Annotated in this window: 15 protein-coding genes and 1 tRNA gene; all 16 read left to right on the top strand. The window is 64.0% G+C overall.

Going from position 1 to position 14875, the window contains the following annotated elements; translation table 11 throughout:
• Nucleotides 1-33: 33 nt before the first annotated feature.
• The 16 genes from pnp to nuoK all read left to right on the top strand — a co-directional run bounded on the left by pnp (nt 34) and on the right by nuoK (nt 14874).
• The gene (gene pnp, locus G3N98_RS16450; protein WP_124582744.1) at nt 34-2181 is read left to right on the top strand and encodes a polyribonucleotide nucleotidyltransferase; all 2148 of its coding nucleotides are present in this window, start codon (nt 34-36) and stop codon (nt 2179-2181) included.
• A gap of 153 nt (nt 2182-2334) precedes the next feature.
• Nucleotides 2335-3354, top strand: coding sequence for an NAD(P)H-quinone oxidoreductase (locus G3N98_RS16445; protein ID WP_089425980.1), 1020 nt, complete (start codon nt 2335-2337; stop codon nt 3352-3354).
• 141 nt (nt 3355-3495) lie between these two features.
• Nucleotides 3496-4251, top strand: a complete 756-nt coding sequence (gene tpiA, locus G3N98_RS16440; protein WP_034184885.1) for a triose-phosphate isomerase — start codon at nt 3496-3498, stop codon at nt 4249-4251.
• Nucleotides 4252-4323: 72 nt separating this feature from the next.
• Complete coding sequence (gene secG / locus G3N98_RS16435) at nt 4324-4701, top strand: preprotein translocase subunit SecG (RefSeq protein WP_011352700.1); 378 nt, start codon at nt 4324-4326, stop codon at nt 4699-4701.
• A 112-nt stretch (nt 4702-4813) separates the two neighbouring features.
• Nucleotides 4814-4898, top strand: a tRNA-Leu gene (locus tag G3N98_RS16430).
• Nucleotides 4899-5051: 153 nt separating this feature from the next.
• Nucleotides 5052-5411, top strand: a complete 360-nt coding sequence (locus G3N98_RS16425) for an NADH-quinone oxidoreductase subunit A (RefSeq protein ID WP_006398798.1) — start codon at nt 5052-5054, stop codon at nt 5409-5411.
• Between the two features lie 62 nt (nt 5412-5473).
• On the top strand, nt 5474-5953 hold the full coding sequence (locus G3N98_RS16420) for an NADH-quinone oxidoreductase subunit B (RefSeq protein ID WP_006398799.1): 480 nt from the start codon (nt 5474-5476) through the stop codon (nt 5951-5953).
• Nucleotides 5954-5974: 21 nt separating this feature from the next.
• Nucleotides 5975-6577: an NADH-quinone oxidoreductase subunit C gene (locus tag G3N98_RS16415; RefSeq protein ID WP_043188849.1), complete on the top strand. Its 603-nt coding sequence runs from the start codon at nt 5975-5977 to the stop codon at nt 6575-6577.
• Between the two features lie 9 nt (nt 6578-6586).
• On the top strand, nt 6587-7840 hold the full coding sequence (locus G3N98_RS16410; protein WP_034184888.1) for an NADH-quinone oxidoreductase subunit D: 1254 nt from the start codon (nt 6587-6589) through the stop codon (nt 7838-7840).
• A gap of 173 nt (nt 7841-8013) precedes the next feature.
• A complete protein-coding gene (gene nuoE / locus G3N98_RS16405) occupies nt 8014-8499 on the top strand; it encodes an NADH-quinone oxidoreductase subunit NuoE (RefSeq protein WP_006750460.1) in 486 nt (161 codons plus the stop codon).
• A complete protein-coding gene (nuoF, locus tag G3N98_RS16400) occupies nt 8496-9806 on the top strand; it encodes an NADH-quinone oxidoreductase subunit NuoF (protein ID WP_006478267.1) in 1311 nt (436 codons plus the stop codon). The genes nuoE and nuoF overlap by 4 nt, the downstream gene beginning before the upstream one ends.
• A gap of 82 nt (nt 9807-9888) precedes the next feature.
• Entirely contained in the window at nt 9889-12219 is a 2331-nt protein-coding gene (nuoG, locus tag G3N98_RS16395) for an NADH-quinone oxidoreductase subunit NuoG (protein WP_206148677.1), read from the top strand.
• Nucleotides 12220-13287, top strand: a complete 1068-nt coding sequence (gene nuoH, locus G3N98_RS16390) for an NADH-quinone oxidoreductase subunit NuoH (protein WP_011352696.1) — start codon at nt 12220-12222, stop codon at nt 13285-13287.
• Nucleotides 13288-13299: 12 nt separating this feature from the next.
• Nucleotides 13300-13788: an NADH-quinone oxidoreductase subunit NuoI gene (gene nuoI, locus G3N98_RS16385; RefSeq protein ID WP_011352695.1), complete on the top strand. Its 489-nt coding sequence runs from the start codon at nt 13300-13302 to the stop codon at nt 13786-13788.
• Nucleotides 13789-13900: 112 nt separating this feature from the next.
• Complete coding sequence (locus G3N98_RS16380; RefSeq protein WP_089425978.1) at nt 13901-14551, top strand: NADH-quinone oxidoreductase subunit J; 651 nt, start codon at nt 13901-13903, stop codon at nt 14549-14551.
• Between the two features lie 17 nt (nt 14552-14568).
• Nucleotides 14569-14874 (top strand): NADH-quinone oxidoreductase subunit NuoK, encoded by a 306-nt coding sequence (gene nuoK, locus G3N98_RS16375; protein ID WP_006478272.1) that lies wholly within the window; start codon nt 14569-14571, stop codon nt 14872-14874.
• Nucleotide 14875 lies beyond the last annotated feature (1 nt).

Here is a 14875-nt window from a genome sequence, read left to right as displayed (position 1 = left end):
GCGAATGAAATGCATGAATTCAAAGGAGCAACCATGTCCATGTTCAACAAGGTCGTGAAGGAATTCCAGTGGGGCCAGCACAAGGTGCGCCTCGAAACCGGTGAAGTCGCTCGCCAGGCAAGCGGCGCCGTGATCGTCGACGTCGAAGACACCGTCGTGCTGGCAACCGTCGTCGGCGCGAAGTCGGCGAAGCCGGGTCAGGATTTCTTCCCGCTGACCGTCGACTACCTCGAGAAGACCTACTCGGCCGGCAAGATCCCGGGCGGCTTCTTCCGTCGCGAAGGCCGTCCGTCGGAGCACGAGACGCTGACGTCGCGCCTGATCGACCGTCCGCTGCGCCCGCTGTTCCCGGAAGGCTTCTACAACGAAGTCCAGGTCGTGATCCACGTGCTGTCCGTGAACCCGGAAATCCCGGCGGACATCCCCGCGCTGATCGGCGCATCGGCTGCGCTCGCCGTGTCGGGCCTGCCGTTCAACGGCCCGGTCGGTGCCGCACGCGTGGCGTACATCGACAACGCATACGTGCTGAACCCGACGCGTGACCAGATCAAGGCGTCGAGCCTCGACCTCGTCGTCGCAGGTACGGAACGTGCCGTGCTGATGGTCGAATCGGAAGCCGATCAGCTGTCGGAAGACGTGATGCTGGGCGCCGTGGTGTTCGGCCACGAGCAAATGCAGGTCGCGATCGACGCGATCCACGAACTGGTTCGCGAAGGCGGCAAGCCCGAATGGGACTGGCAGCCGGCGCCGAAGAACGAAGCGCTGATCGCACGCGTGACCGAGCTGGCACAGAACGACCTGCTCGCTGCTTACCAGCTCCGCGACAAGCAGGCACGCTCGACCAAGCTGAAGGAAGTCTACGCGGCTACCTCGGCGAAGCTCGAGGAAGATGCGCAGGCGGCCGGTACGGTCGCAGCCGACAAGGCAACGGTCGGCAACGTGCTGTTCGACATCGAGGCGAAGATCGTCCGTTCGCAGATCCTGAACGGCGAGCCGCGCATCGACGGCCGCGACACGCGCACCGTGCGCCCGATCGAAATCCGCACCGGCGTGCTGCCGCGTACCCACGGCTCGGCGCTGTTCACGCGCGGCGAGACGCAGGCGCTGGTCGTCGCGACGCTCGGCACGAAGGGTGACGAGCAGATCATCGACGCGCTCGAAGGCGAGTACCGCGAGCGCTTCATGCTCCACTACAACATGCCCCCGTTCGCGACCGGCGAAACGGGCCGCGTCGGCTCGCCGAAGCGCCGCGAAATCGGCCACGGCCGCCTCGCGAAGCGCGCACTGGTCAAGTGCCTGCCGAGCGCCGACGAATTCGGCTACTCGATCCGCGTCGTGTCGGAAATCACCGAATCGAACGGTTCGTCGTCGATGGCATCGGTGTGCGGCGGCTGCCTCGCGCTGATGGACGCCGGCGTGCCGATGAAGGCACACGTCGCGGGTATCGCGATGGGCCTGATCCTCGAAGGCAACAAGTTCGCGGTGCTGACCGACATCCTCGGCGACGAAGATCACCTCGGCGACATGGACTTCAAGGTGGCCGGCACGGAACAAGGCGTGACGGCGCTGCAGATGGACATCAAGATCCAGGGCATCACGAAGGAAATCATGCAGGTCGCGCTCGCGCAGGCGAAGGAAGGCCGCATGCACATCCTCGGCAAGATGACGTCGGCGGTTTCGGGTGCGAACACGCAACTGTCGGAATTCGCGCCGCGCATGATCACGATCAAGATCAACCCGGAAAAGATCCGCGACGTGATCGGCAAGGGCGGTTCGGTGATCCGCGCGCTGACGGAAGAAACCGGCACGACCATCGACATCTCGGACGACGGCGTCGTGACGATCGCGAGCACGAACAGCGACGGCATGGCCGAAGCGAAGAAGCGCATCGAGCAGATCACGGCCGAGATCGAAGTCGGTCAGGTGTACGAAGGCACGGTTCTGAAGCTGCTCGATTTCGGCGCGATCGTGAACCTGCTGCCGGGCAAGGATGGTCTGCTGCACATCTCGGAAATCGTCAACGAGCGCGTGAAGGACATCAACGACTACCTGAAGGAAGGCCAGCAAGTGAAGGTCAAGGTCATCCAGACGGACGAAAAGGGTCGCGTGCGTTTGTCGGCGAAGGCGCTGCTGAACGAAGCAGCGGCCGCGTCGCAGTCGGACACGCCGCCGCAGCAGTAAGCGGGTAGGCGGATCAACGGCCGGCAGTGCGAAAGCGTGCCGGCCGTTTTTTCTGTAGCATCGTTGTGCGGCGCAGCAGCGCCGGCAAGGCGCCCCGTGCCGCGTGCGGGCGCGCCATCCGATTCCGATCCTGATCCTGGAGCGACCCTCACCATGAAAGCCATCGAAATCACCGAGTTCGGCGCCCCCGACGTGCTGAAGCTTGCGGAGCGTCCGCGCCCCGAACCGAAGCGCGGCGAAGTGCTGATCAAGGTGGCGGCTTCCGGCGTGAACCGGCCCGACGTGTTCCAGCGCAAGGGTGCGTATGCGCCGCCGCCGGGTGCGTCGGATCTGCCGGGCCTCGAGGTCGCGGGCGAGATCGTCGGCGGCGACCTGTCCGACGCCGCTCAGAACCCGTTCGGCCTGAAGCTCGGCGATCGCGTGTGTGCACTGCTCGCGGGCGGCGGCTATGCGGAATATGCGGTCGCGCCGCTGCTGCAATGCCTGCCGGTGCCTGACGGGCTCACCGATATCGAGGCCGCATCGCTGCCCGAGACGTTTTTCACGGTGTGGAGCAACGTGTTCGACCGCGCGCAGCTCGGCGCGGGCGAGGGCGGCGAGCAGGAAACGCTGCTCGTGCAGGGCGGCTCGAGCGGCATCGGCGTGACGGCGATCCAGATCGCGCATGCGCTCGGCTTTCGCGTGTTCGCGACGGCCGGTACTGCCGACAAGTGCCGCGCGTGCGAGGCGCTCGGCGCGGAGCGTGCGATCAATTACAAGACGGAAGACTTCGTCGAGGTCGTGAAGTCGCTGACGCACGATCGCGGCGTCGACGTGATCCTCGACATGGTCGCGGGCTCGTACGTGCCGCGCGAACTGTCCGCGCTCGCGGATGGCGGCCGCCTCGTGCTGATCGCGCTGCTCGGCGGCGCGAAGGCCGACGTCAACCTGGGCGAGATCCTGCGTCGCCGGCTGACCATCACGGGTTCGACGCTGCGCCCGCGTCCGGTCGAATTCAAGGCGCAGATCGCCGCGCAATTGAAGGCGCGCGTGTGGCCGCTGCTTGCCGACGGCCGCATCAAGCCGGTGATCTATCGCGTATTGCCGGCGGCGGACGCCGCGCAAGCGCATGCGCTGATGGAAAGCAGCGAGCACACCGGCAAGATCGTGCTCGATTGGGGTACGAACGCCTGACGGCCCATGCGGCCGGGCTTGACATGCGCGGTTTGACCGGTTCAAGCCGCGCGCAGTAAAATCGCCGGTTTGCTTCGCCAGATCAAACCTGACGGCCGGTTTCCGGCGCGTTAATGACCAAGCGGTGACGAGACAGACACGATGTCGAAACAGAGAACTAAGCGTGTGATCGGCAACTGGAAGATGCACGGCCGGCTGGCCGGCAACCAGGCATTGCTGAACGAAGTGGTGCAGGGCGCGGGCGCGGTGGCGGCCGAAACGTCGGTCGGCGTGTGCGTGCCGTTCCCGTATCTCGCGCAGGTTCAGGCGCAGCTCGACGGCGGCCGTGTCGCCTGGGGCGCGCAGGACGTGTCGGCGCACGAGCAGGGCGCGTTTACCGGTGAAGTGGCGGCAGCCATGGTCGCGGAGTTCGGCGCACGCTATGCGATCGTCGGTCACTCGGAGCGCCGCGCGTATCACGGCGAACGCAACGAGACGGTCGCGGCGAAGACGCAGCGCGCGCTCGCGGCGGGGCTCACGCCGGTCGTGTGCGTCGGCGAGACGCTCGACGAGCGTGAGTCGGGCGCGACCGAGCAGGTGGTCGGTGCGCAGCTCGACGCAGTGCTGGCCGTGCTGACGGCCGACGAGGCCGCGCGCATCGTCGTCGCGTACGAGCCGGTCTGGGCGATCGGCACGGGCAAGAGCGCGACGTCGGCGCAGGCACAGGACGTGCACGCGTTCCTGCGTGCGCGTCTCGCGGCAAAGGGTGCGGCGGACGTGTCCGTGCTGTACGGCGGCAGCGTGAAGCCGGACAACGCGGAAGAGCTGTTTGCGCAGCCGGACATCGACGGTGGCCTGATCGGCGGCGCGTCGCTGAAGGCGGAAGATTTCCTGGCGATCTGCCGGGCCGCGCGCTGAGCGGTCCGAGATCGAATTGAACCATGACGGCGGCCGGTCGGTCCGGTCGCCTGATCCATTCGGGTGGGTGTGATGCTGTTATTCAAGACGCTGATTATTGTGGTGCAGGTGCTGTCTGCACTGGGTGTGATTGGTCTCGTGCTGTTGCAGCACGGCAAGGGTGCCGACATGGGCGCTGCGTTCGGCAGCGGCGCGTCGGGCAGCCTGTTTGGTGCAACGGGCTCGGCGAACTTCCTGTCGCGTACGACGGGCATTCTCGCGACGATCTTCTTCGTCGCGACGCTCGCGCTGACGTACCTCGGTTCGTACAAGTCGACGCCGTCGGCGGGCGTGCTGGGTGGGGTCGCGACCGCACCGGCCTCGGCGCCTGCAGCATCGGCGCCGGCCGTCGCGGCGTCCGCAGCAGCAGGTTCGGCTGCAAGCGCGCCGGGCCAGGACGTCCCGAAATAAAAAGTTAAATTTTTTGCGATTGTGCGTTGAACAAATCTCGAAGTCGGGTTAGAATTTAATTCTTGAAGCGATTCGCGGGAAACAAGTAGTTACAACCCCGGTTGCATGCAGTGCCGACGTGGTGAAATTGGTAGACACGCTATCTTGAGGGGGTAGTGGCGAAAGCTGTGCGAGTTCGAGTCTCGCCGTCGGCACCAAAGTTACTCAATGCCAGCCGCTTCTAGTGGCTGGCATTTTTCATTTCTGGGGTGTGCTTGCGGTTGTCTTGCGATCGCCTGCACTCCGAAATGATTCCTTCCGCCGGAAGTGGTATTCTCCGGACGCTCAGAACCAACCGATAGAGGATTGCCTTGAACCTCGCAGCCTATTACCCCGTCTTGTTGTTCCTCCTCGTGGGCACTGGTTTAGGTATAGCGCTGGTCAGCATCGGCAAGCTCCTTGGTCCCAACAAGCCGGACGTCGAGAAGAACGCACCGTACGAGTGCGGCTTCGAAGCCTTTGAAGACGCCCGGATGAAATTCGACGTCCGGTACTACCTCGTCGCCATCCTGTTCATCATCTTCGATCTCGAAACCGCATTCCTGTTTCCGTGGGGCGTCGCGCTCCGGGATATCGGCTGGCCGGGTTTCATCGCAATGATGATTTTTCTGCTCGAATTCCTGCTGGGCTTTGCCTATATCTGGAAGAAAGGCGGCCTCGACTGGGAGTGATGGGTTAATCGCCGGTTTGCATGGGCGGCCACGCTCGGTCGCTCGTCTGGAGTGGAAAGCAAATGAGTATCGAAGGGGTCTTGAAGGAAGGGTTTGTCACCACGACGGCTGACAAGCTGATCAACTGGACGCGTACCGGCTCGCTGTGGCCGATGACGTTCGGGCTCGCGTGTTGCGCCGTCGAAATGATGCATGCGGGCGCGGCCCGTTACGACCTGGACCGGTTCGGCGTCGTGTTTCGCCCGAGCCCGCGCCAGTCGGACGTGATGATCGTCGCCGGCACGCTCTGCAACAAGATGGCGCCCGCGCTGCGCCGCGTGTACGACCAGATGGCCGAGCCGCGCTGGGTGATCTCGATGGGATCGTGCGCGAACGGCGGTGGCTATTACCACTACTCGTACTCGGTGGTCCGCGGCTGCGACCGGATCGTGCCGGTCGACGTCTACGTGCCGGGCTGTCCGCCCACGGCCGAGGCGCTGGTCTACGGCGTGATCCAGCTTCAGGCGAAGATCCGCCGCACCAATACCATCGCCCGTCAATAAAGCCCCGAGCGTCCCCTCAATATGGCAAGCAAAATCGAGACCCTCAAGGCAAACCTCGAAGCCGCGCTCGGCGCGCGCGTGGTGAGCCTCACCGAAGCGATCGGTGAACTGACGCTCGTCGTGAAGGCGAGCGATTACCTCGAAGTCGCAAAGATGCTGCGCGACGATCCGAAGCTCCGTTTCGAGCAACTGATCGACCTGTGCGGCGTCGACTACCAGACCTTCGGCGACGGCGCCTACGACGGCCCGCGTTTCGCGGCCGTGTCGCACCTGCTGTCGGTCACGAACAACTGGCGCCTGCGCCTGCGTGCATTCGCGCCGGACGACGACCTGCCGATCGTGGCATCGCTGGTCGACATCTGGACCTCCGCGAACTGGTACGAGCGCGAAGCGTTCGACCTGTACGGCATCGTGTTCGAAGGCCACCCCGACCTGCGCCGCATCCTCACCGACTACGGCTTCATCGGCCACCCGTTCCGCAAGGACTTCCCGGTGTCGGGCTATGTCGAAATGCGTTACGACCCGGAAGAAAAGCGGGTCGTGTACCAGCCGGTGACGATCGAGCCGCGCGAAATCACGCCGCGCGTGATCCGCGAGGATCGCTATGGCGGTCTGAAACATTAAGGGGGCGTCATGGCAGAAATCAAGAACTACACGCTCAACTTCGGCCCGCAGCACCCGGCAGCGCACGGCGTGCTGCGCCTCGTGCTCGAGCTCGACGGCGAAGTCATCCAGCGTGCCGATCCGCACATCGGCCTGCTGCACCGCGCGACGGAAAAGCTCGCGGAATCCAAGACGTTCATCCAGTCCGTGCCGTACATGGACCGTCTCGACTACGTGTCGATGATGGTCAACGAGCACGGCTACGTGCTCGCGATCGAAAAGCTGCTCGGCATCGACGTGCCGGAGCGCGCGCAGTACATCCGCGTGCTGTTCGACGAAATCACGCGCGTGCTGAACCACCTGATGTGGATCGGCGCGCACGCGCTCGACGTCGGCGCGATGGCCGTGTTCCTGTACGCGTTCCGCGAGCGTGAAGACCTGATGGACGTGTACGAAGCGGTGTCCGGCGCCCGGATGCACGCGGCGTACTACCGTCCGGGCGGCGTCTATCGCGATCTGCCTGACGCAATGCCGCAATACAAGGCGTCGAAGATTCGCAACGAGAAGGCGCTCGCGAAGATGAACGAAGCGCGCAGCGGCTCGGTGCTCGACTTCATTGACGATTTCTTCACGCGCTTCCCAAAGTGCGTCGACGAATACGAAACGCTGCTCACCGACAACCGGATCTGGAAACAGCGTCTGGTCGGGATCGGCGTGGTCAGCCCGGAACGTGCGCTGCAGATGGGCCTGACGGGCCCGATGCTGCGCGGCTCGGGTATCGCCTGGGATCTGCGCAAGAAGCAGCCGTACGAAGTGTACGATCGCATGGATTTCGACGTGCCGGTCGGCGTGAACGGCGATTGCTACGACCGCTATCTGGTGCGCGTCGAAGAAATGCGCCAGTCGATCCGCATCGCGAAACAGTGTATTGAGTGGCTCCGCAAGAATCCGGGCCCCGTGATGACGGACAATCACAAGGTTGCACCGCCGTCGCGCGTCGGCATGAAGACCAACATGGAAGACTTGATTCACCACTTCAAGCTCTTCACCGAAGGTTTCCATGTGCCGGAAGGCGAAGCGTACGCGGCGGTCGAGCATCCGAAGGGTGAGTTCGGCATCTACCTCGTGTCGGATGGTGCCAACAAGCCGTATCGCCTCAAGATTCGCGCACCGGGTTTCGCGCACCTGGCGTCGCTCGACGAAATGGCACGCGGTCACATGATCGCCGACGCCGTCACGATCATCGGTACGCAGGACATCGTGTTCGGCGAAATCGATCGCTAATGGTTAGCGCCGCCCGCGCGAGCGGGCGGCGAGCAGCAAGTCACACGCGATGCGCGCTGAACCGGCGTGGCTTCGCAAGCTGTCAACAGAGTGAGCGCCAGGTCTGCCGTCCATGCACCCCAGTGTGCGGCAGGTTGTTCGTTCGGTAGGAATTGAAAGAGTCGTGTCTGAAAATGATCTCAGCTGAAGGCCTGAAGGAAATCGATCGAGCGTTGACGAAGTATCCCGCCGATCAGAAACAGTCCGCCGTGATGTCGGCGTTGGCCGTGGCTCAAGAAGAGCACGGCTGGCTGTCGCCCGAACTGATGCAGTTCGTCGCGGACTATCTCGGCATGCCGGCCGTTGCCGTGCAGGAAGTCGCGACGTTCTACACGATGTACGAGCTCAACCCGGTCGGCAAGCACAAGATCACGCTCTGCACGAACCTGCCGTGCCAGCTCGGCCCGGACGGTGGCGCGGAAGCGACTGCCGACTACCTGAAACAGAAGCTGGGCATCGGCTTCGGCGAGACCACGCCCGACGGCAAGTTCACGCTGAAGGAAGGCGAATGCATGGGCTCGTGCGGCGATGCGCCGGTGCTGCTGGTGAACAATCACAGAATGTGCAGCTTCATGAGCCGCGAGAAGATCGACCAGCTGCTTGAGGAGCTCTCGAAATGACGTCCCTCCACGACCGTCACATCAAACCGCTGATCCTCGCTGGTCTGAACGGCGAGAACTGGCATCTCGAAGATTACGTCGCGCGCGGCGGCTACAAGCAGCTGCGCCGCATTCTCGAAGAAAAGATTCCGCCCGAGCAGGTGATCGCCGACGTGAAGGCGTCGGGCCTGCGTGGCCGTGGCGGTGCGGGCTTCCCGACCGGCCTGAAGTGGAGCTTCATGCCGCGCCAGTTCCCGGGGCAGAAGTACCTCGTCTGCAACTCGGACGAAGGCGAGCCGGGCACGTTCAAGGATCGCGACATCCTGCGCTGGAACCCGCACGCGCTGATCGAAGGCATGGCCATCGGCGCGTACGCGATGGGCATCACCGTCGGCTACAACTACATCCACGGCGAAATCTTCGAAGTGTATCGACGCTTCGAAGCCGCGCTCGATGAAGCGCGTGCCGCGGGGTTCCTCGGCGACAACATCATGGGCTCGGAATTCTCGTTCCAGCTGCACGCGCACCACGGTTACGGCGCGTACATCTGCGGCGAGGAAACGGCACTGCTCGAGTCGCTCGAAGGCAAGAAGGGCCAGCCGCGCTTCAAGCCGCCGTTCCCGGCGAGCTTCGGCGTGTACGGCAAGCCCACGACGATCAACAACACCGAGACGTTCGCCGCGGTGCCGTTCCTGCTGTCCATCGGGCCGCAGAATTACCTCGAGATCGGCAAGCCGAACAACGGCGGCACGAAGATTTTCTCGGTGTCGGGCGACGTCGAGCGTCCGGGCAACTATGAAGTGCCGCTCGGCACGCCGTTCGCGACGCTGATGGAGCTCGCCGGCGGGATGCGCGGCGGCAAGAAGATCAAGGCCGTGATTCCGGGCGGTTCGTCGGCGCCGGTGATCCCGGGCGACATCATGATGCAGACGGATCTCGACTACGATTCGATCGCGAAGGCGGGCTCGATGCTCGGGTCCGGCGCGGTGATCGTGATGGACGAGACGCGCTGCATGGTGCGCTCGCTGCTGCGCCTGTCGTACTTCTACTACGAGGAATCGTGCGGCCAGTGCACGCCGTGCCGTGAAGGCACCGGCTGGCTGTATCGCGTCGTGAACCGTATCGAGCACGGCGAAGGCCGCCAGGAAGATCTGGACCTGCTGAACTCGGTTGCCGAGAACATCATGGGCCGCACGATCTGTGCGCTCGGCGATGCGGCGGCGATGCCGGTACGCGGGATGCTCAAGCACTACTGGGACGAATTCGCGTACCACGTCGAGCACAAGCACTGCATGGTCGGCGGCCACGCGCACGCGGCGGCAGCCTGAAGCGAACCCGGTTGCGGAATTTGAGCGCACGGTCGGGCGAAGGCGCGAACGGGCGGAAATAGGTTAAGGACCATTCACCATCATGGTTGAACTTGAAATAGACGGCAAGAAGGTCGAGGTGCCCGAAGGCAGCATGGTGATCCAGGCTGCGCACAAGGCGGACAAGTACATTCCTCACTTCTGCTATCACAAGAAACTGTCGGTTGCGGCCAACTGCCGGATGTGTCTCGTCGAAGTCGAGAAGATGCCGAAGGCCGTGCCTGCCTGCGCGACCCCCGTGTCGGCCGGCATGATCGTCCATACGCAATCCGACAAGGCCGTGAAGGCGCAGCAGTCGGTGATGGAATTCCTCCTCATCAACCACCCGCTCGACTGCCCGATCTGCGATCAGGGCGGCGAATGCCAGTTGCAGGATCTGGCGGTCGGTTACGGCAAGTCGTCGTCGCGTTACGCGGAAGAGAAGCGCGTGGTGTTCCACAAGAACGTGGGCCCGCTGATCTCGATGGAAGAAATGTCGCGATGCATCCACTGCACGCGCTGCGTCCGCTTCGGCCAGGAAATCGCCGGCGTGATGGAGTTCGGCATGCTGGGCCGCGGCGAGCACTCGGAAATCACGACGTTCGTCGGCAAGACGGTCGATTCCGAAATGTCGGGCAACATGATCGACCTGTGCCCGGTCGGCGCGCTGACCAGCAAGCCGTTCCGCTACAGCGCCCGTACGTGGGAACTGTCGCGCCGCAAGTCGGTGAGCCCGCACGATTCCGTCGGCGCGAACCTCGTCGTTCAAGTGAAGAACAATCGCGTGATGCGCGTGCTGCCGTTCGAGAACGAAGCCATCAACGAATGCTGGATTTCGGACAAGGATCGCTTCTCGTATGAAGGCCTCAACAGCGAAGAGCGCCTGACTAAGCCGATGCTGAAGCAGGGCGGCCAGTGGATCGAGACCGACTGGCAGACCGCACTCGAATACGTCGCGAAGGGCCTGAAGGGCATCGCCGCGGATCACGGCGCGAACGCGCTGGCGATGCTCGCGAGCGCGCACAGCACGGCCGAAGAGCTGTTCCTCGTGAAGCAGCTCGCCAACGAACTGAAGACGCCGAACGTCGACTTCCGTCTGCGTCAGCAGGATTTCTCGGCGCCGGTCCAGGGCGCACCGTGGCTCGGCATGCCGATCGCCGACCTGTCGAACGTGGACGCCGCGTTCGTCGTCGGTTCGTTCCTGCGCCGCGACCACCCGCTGTTCGCCGCCCGCCTGCGTCAGGCCGCGAAGAACGGCGCGAAGCTGCATTTCCTGCACGCGACCGGTGACGACGCCCTGATCCCGACCGCGCAGCGCATCGTTGCCGCACCGTCGGCATGGCTCGACCAGCTGGCCGGCATCGCAGCGGCCGTCGCGCAACTGCGCGGCGTCGCACTGCCCGACACGCTTGCGGGCGTCACGGCATCGCCGGCCGCGCAGGCTGTCGCCCAGTCGCTCGCGAACGGCGAACGCCGCGCGGTGCTGCTCGGCAACGTCGCGGTCCGCCATCCGGAATTCGCGAAGCTGCACGCCGTTGCCAAGTGGATCGCCGACAACACCGGCGCCACGTTCGGCTTCCTGACGGAAGCGGCGAACACGGTCGGCGCGCACGTCGTCGGCGCACTGCCGGGCGAAGGCGGCCTGAACGCGCGCGAAGCGTTCGAGCAGCCGCGCAAGGGTTACGTGCTGCTGAACGTCGAGCCGGAATTCGACACCGCCGATCCGGCGCAGGCGCTTGCCGCGCTGAACCAGGCCGAGATGGTCGTCGTGATGTCGCCGTTCAAGCACGGCCTCGACTACGCCGACGTGCTGCTGCCGGTTGCGCCGTTCACGGAAACGGCCGGTACGTACGTGAATGCCGAAGGCACCGTGCAGAGCTTCAACGGCGTCGTGCGCCCGCTTGGCGACACGCGTCCGGGCTGGAAGGTGCTGCGCGTGCTCGGCAGCCTGCTCGGCCTGCCGAACTTCGAATACGAGACCGCGGAAGAAGTGCGTCTCGCCGCGCTCGGCGATGCCGGCGTCGCGAGCCGCCTGTCGAACCAGACGTCGGTCGCGCCGGTGCGCGTCGCGGTGAATGCCGCGAACGGCGGCTTCGAGCGCCTGGCCGATGTGCCGATCTATCACGCCGACGCACTCGTGCGCCGCGCAGGTGCACTGCACCTGACGGCCGCCGCGAAGGCGGCGAATGCCGCGGCGCTGCCGGCCGCGCTGTTCGACAAGCTGGGCTTGAAGGAAGGCGACGCGGTGCGCGTGCGCCAGGGCGAGCGTGCGGTGCAGTTGCCGGCCGTGCGCGACGCGAATCTTGCGGAGACCGTCGTTCGCGTGTCGGCGGCGACGCCTGCCGGCGCAGCGCTCGGCAGCCTGTCCGGTGAACTGGTGGTGGAGAAGGCGTAAATGAGCTTGTTCGATACGATCAACGCGGGCGGGTCCCAGCTTCTCGGCTTCGCATGGCCGACGGTGTGGGCAATCGTGCGCATCCTCGTCGTCTCCGTCGTCATCCTGCTGTGCGTCGCGTACCTGATTCTGTGGGAACGCAAGCTGATCGGCTGGATGCACGTGCGTCTCGGCCCGAACCGCGTCGGCCCCGGCGGCTTGCTGCAGCCGATCGCCGACGTGCTGAAGCTGCTGCTGAAGGAAGTCATTCAGCCGAGCGCCGCCAGCCGCTGGCTGTACCTGATCGCACCGGTGATGACCGTCGTGCCGGCGTTCGCCGTGTGGGCCGTGATCCCGTTCCAGGCCGAAGCGGTCCTCGCGAACGTGAACGCGGGCCTGCTGTACGCGATGGCGATCTCGTCGATCGGCGTGTACGCGGTGATTCTCGCCGGCTGGGCATCGAACTCGAAGTACGCGTTCCTCGGCGCGATGCGCGCCGCGGCACAGATGGTGTCGTACGAAATCTCGATGGGCTTCGCGCTGGTGCTGGTGCTGATGACGGCCGGCAGCCTGAACCTGTCGGAAATCGTCGGTTCGCAGCAGCACGGCTTCTTCGCGGGCCACGGCGTGAACTTCCTGTCGTGGAACTGGCTGCCGCTGCTGCCGGCGTTCGTCGTGTACTTCATCTCGGGCATCGCCGAAACGAACCGCCACCCGTTCGACGTGGTGGAAGGGGAGTCGGAAATCGTTGCCGGTCACATGATCGATTACTCGGGCATGGCGTTCGCGCTGTTCTTCCTCGCCGAGTACATCAACATGATCGTGATCTCGGCGCTGACCGCGACGCTGTTCCTCGGCGGCTGGGATGCACCGTTCGAATTCCTGTCGTTCATTCCGGGCATCTTCTGGCTGGTGCTGAAGATATTCGCGCTGCTGTCGGTGTTCATCTGGGTTCGCGCGACGTTCCCGCGTTTCCGTTACGACCAGATCATGCGCTTGGGCTGGAAGGTGTTCCTGCCCGTCACGGTGGTCTGGGTGGTCGTGGTCGGCTTCTGGATGATGTCGCCGCTCAACATCTGGGTGAAGTAATCGGACGAAATCATGAGCGCAATCCAACACTTCTTTAAGACCTTCTTCCTGACCGAGCTGCTGCAGGGGCTCGCGCTGACCGGCCGTTACACGTTCAAGCGCAAGGTCACCGTGCAGTTCCCGGAAGAAAAGACGCCGATTTCGCCGCGTTTCCGCGGGCTGCACGCACTGCGCCGCTATGAAAACGGCGAAGAGCGCTGCATCGCGTGCAAGCTGTGCGAGGCCGTGTGCCCCGCGATGGCGATCACGATCGAATCGGAAACGCGCGCGGACAACACGCGCCGCACGACGCGCTACGACATCGACCTGACGAAGTGCATCTTCTGCGGTTTCTGCGAAGAGAGCTGCCCGGTCGATTCGATCGTCGAGACGCAGATTCTCGAGTACCACGGCGAAAAGCGCGGCGACCTGTATTTCACGAAGGAAATGCTGCTCGCGGTGGGCGATCGCTACGAGAAGGACATCGCCGCGGCGAAGGCTGCCGACGCGCCGTATCGTTGATTGTGTTTGCAGTGCCGGCCCGAAGCCAGGGCCGAGCCGCCGCGACGGGTGCGGCACGCGAGAGCGTCCCGCAAGCCGCGCCTGACTATGGCCTAACGATGAACCGGTAATCATGGAATTCACGACCGTACTGTTCTACATCTTCGCGCTGCTCCTGGTGGTATCAGGGCTGAAGGTGATCACTTCGCGCAACCCGGTGGCGTCTGCGCTTTTCCTTGTGCTGGCGTTCTTCAACGCCGCCGCGATCTGGATGCTGCTGGAAGCGGAGTTCCTCGCGATCCTGCTGGTGCTGGTCTACGTGGGCGCGGTGATGGTGCTGTTCCTGTTCGTCGTGATGATGCTGGACATCAACATCGACTACCTGCGCCGCGACTTCAAGCGCTTCGTCCCGATGGCGACCGTGGTCGGCGCGATCATCGTGATCGAAACCGCGCTGATCCTGTGGCGCGGCTACGGCGACACGCAGACGGTGCACGCGATGGCGACGGGCGAGATGGCCAACTGGTCGAACACGCGCCTGATCGGCAAGGTGATCTACACCGACTACATCTTCGCGTTTGAAATCGCCGGCCTCGTGCTGCTGGTCGCGATCATTGCCGCGATCGGGCTGACCGAGCGCAAGGGCAAGGACAGCAAGCGCCAGCGCGTGTCGGATCAGGTCAAGGTGCGCCGCAACGATCGCGTGCGCCTCGTGAAGATGGACGCGGAAAAGCCGCAGCCGGAAACGGCGCAGAGCGAAGCCGGTTCGGGCACCAACGGCTAAGCGGAGGAAAAGAAAACATGCTGACTCTTGCTCATTACCTCGTGCTCGGCGCGATCCTCTTTGCGATCGCGATCGTCGGGATTTTCCTGAACCGCCGCAACGTCATCATCATCCTGATGTCGATCGAATTGATGCTGCTGGCGGTGAACACCAACTTCGTCGCGTTTTCGCATTACCTCGGCGACGTGCACGGCCAGATCTTCGTGTTCTTCGTGCTGACCGTCGCCGCAGCGGAAGCCGCGATCGGTCTCGCGATTCTGGTGACCCTGTTCCGTAAGCTCGACACGATCAATGTCGAGGATCTCGATCAGCTCAAAGGTTAAT

The sequence above is a fragment of the Burkholderia sp. Tr-20390 genome (assembly GCF_017104595.1).
In the GTDB taxonomy this organism is placed as follows: Bacteria; Pseudomonadota; Gammaproteobacteria; order Burkholderiales; family Burkholderiaceae; genus Burkholderia.
Note: the sequence above shows the minus strand (reverse complement) of the source record. Positions and strands in the feature narration are given on the sequence as shown.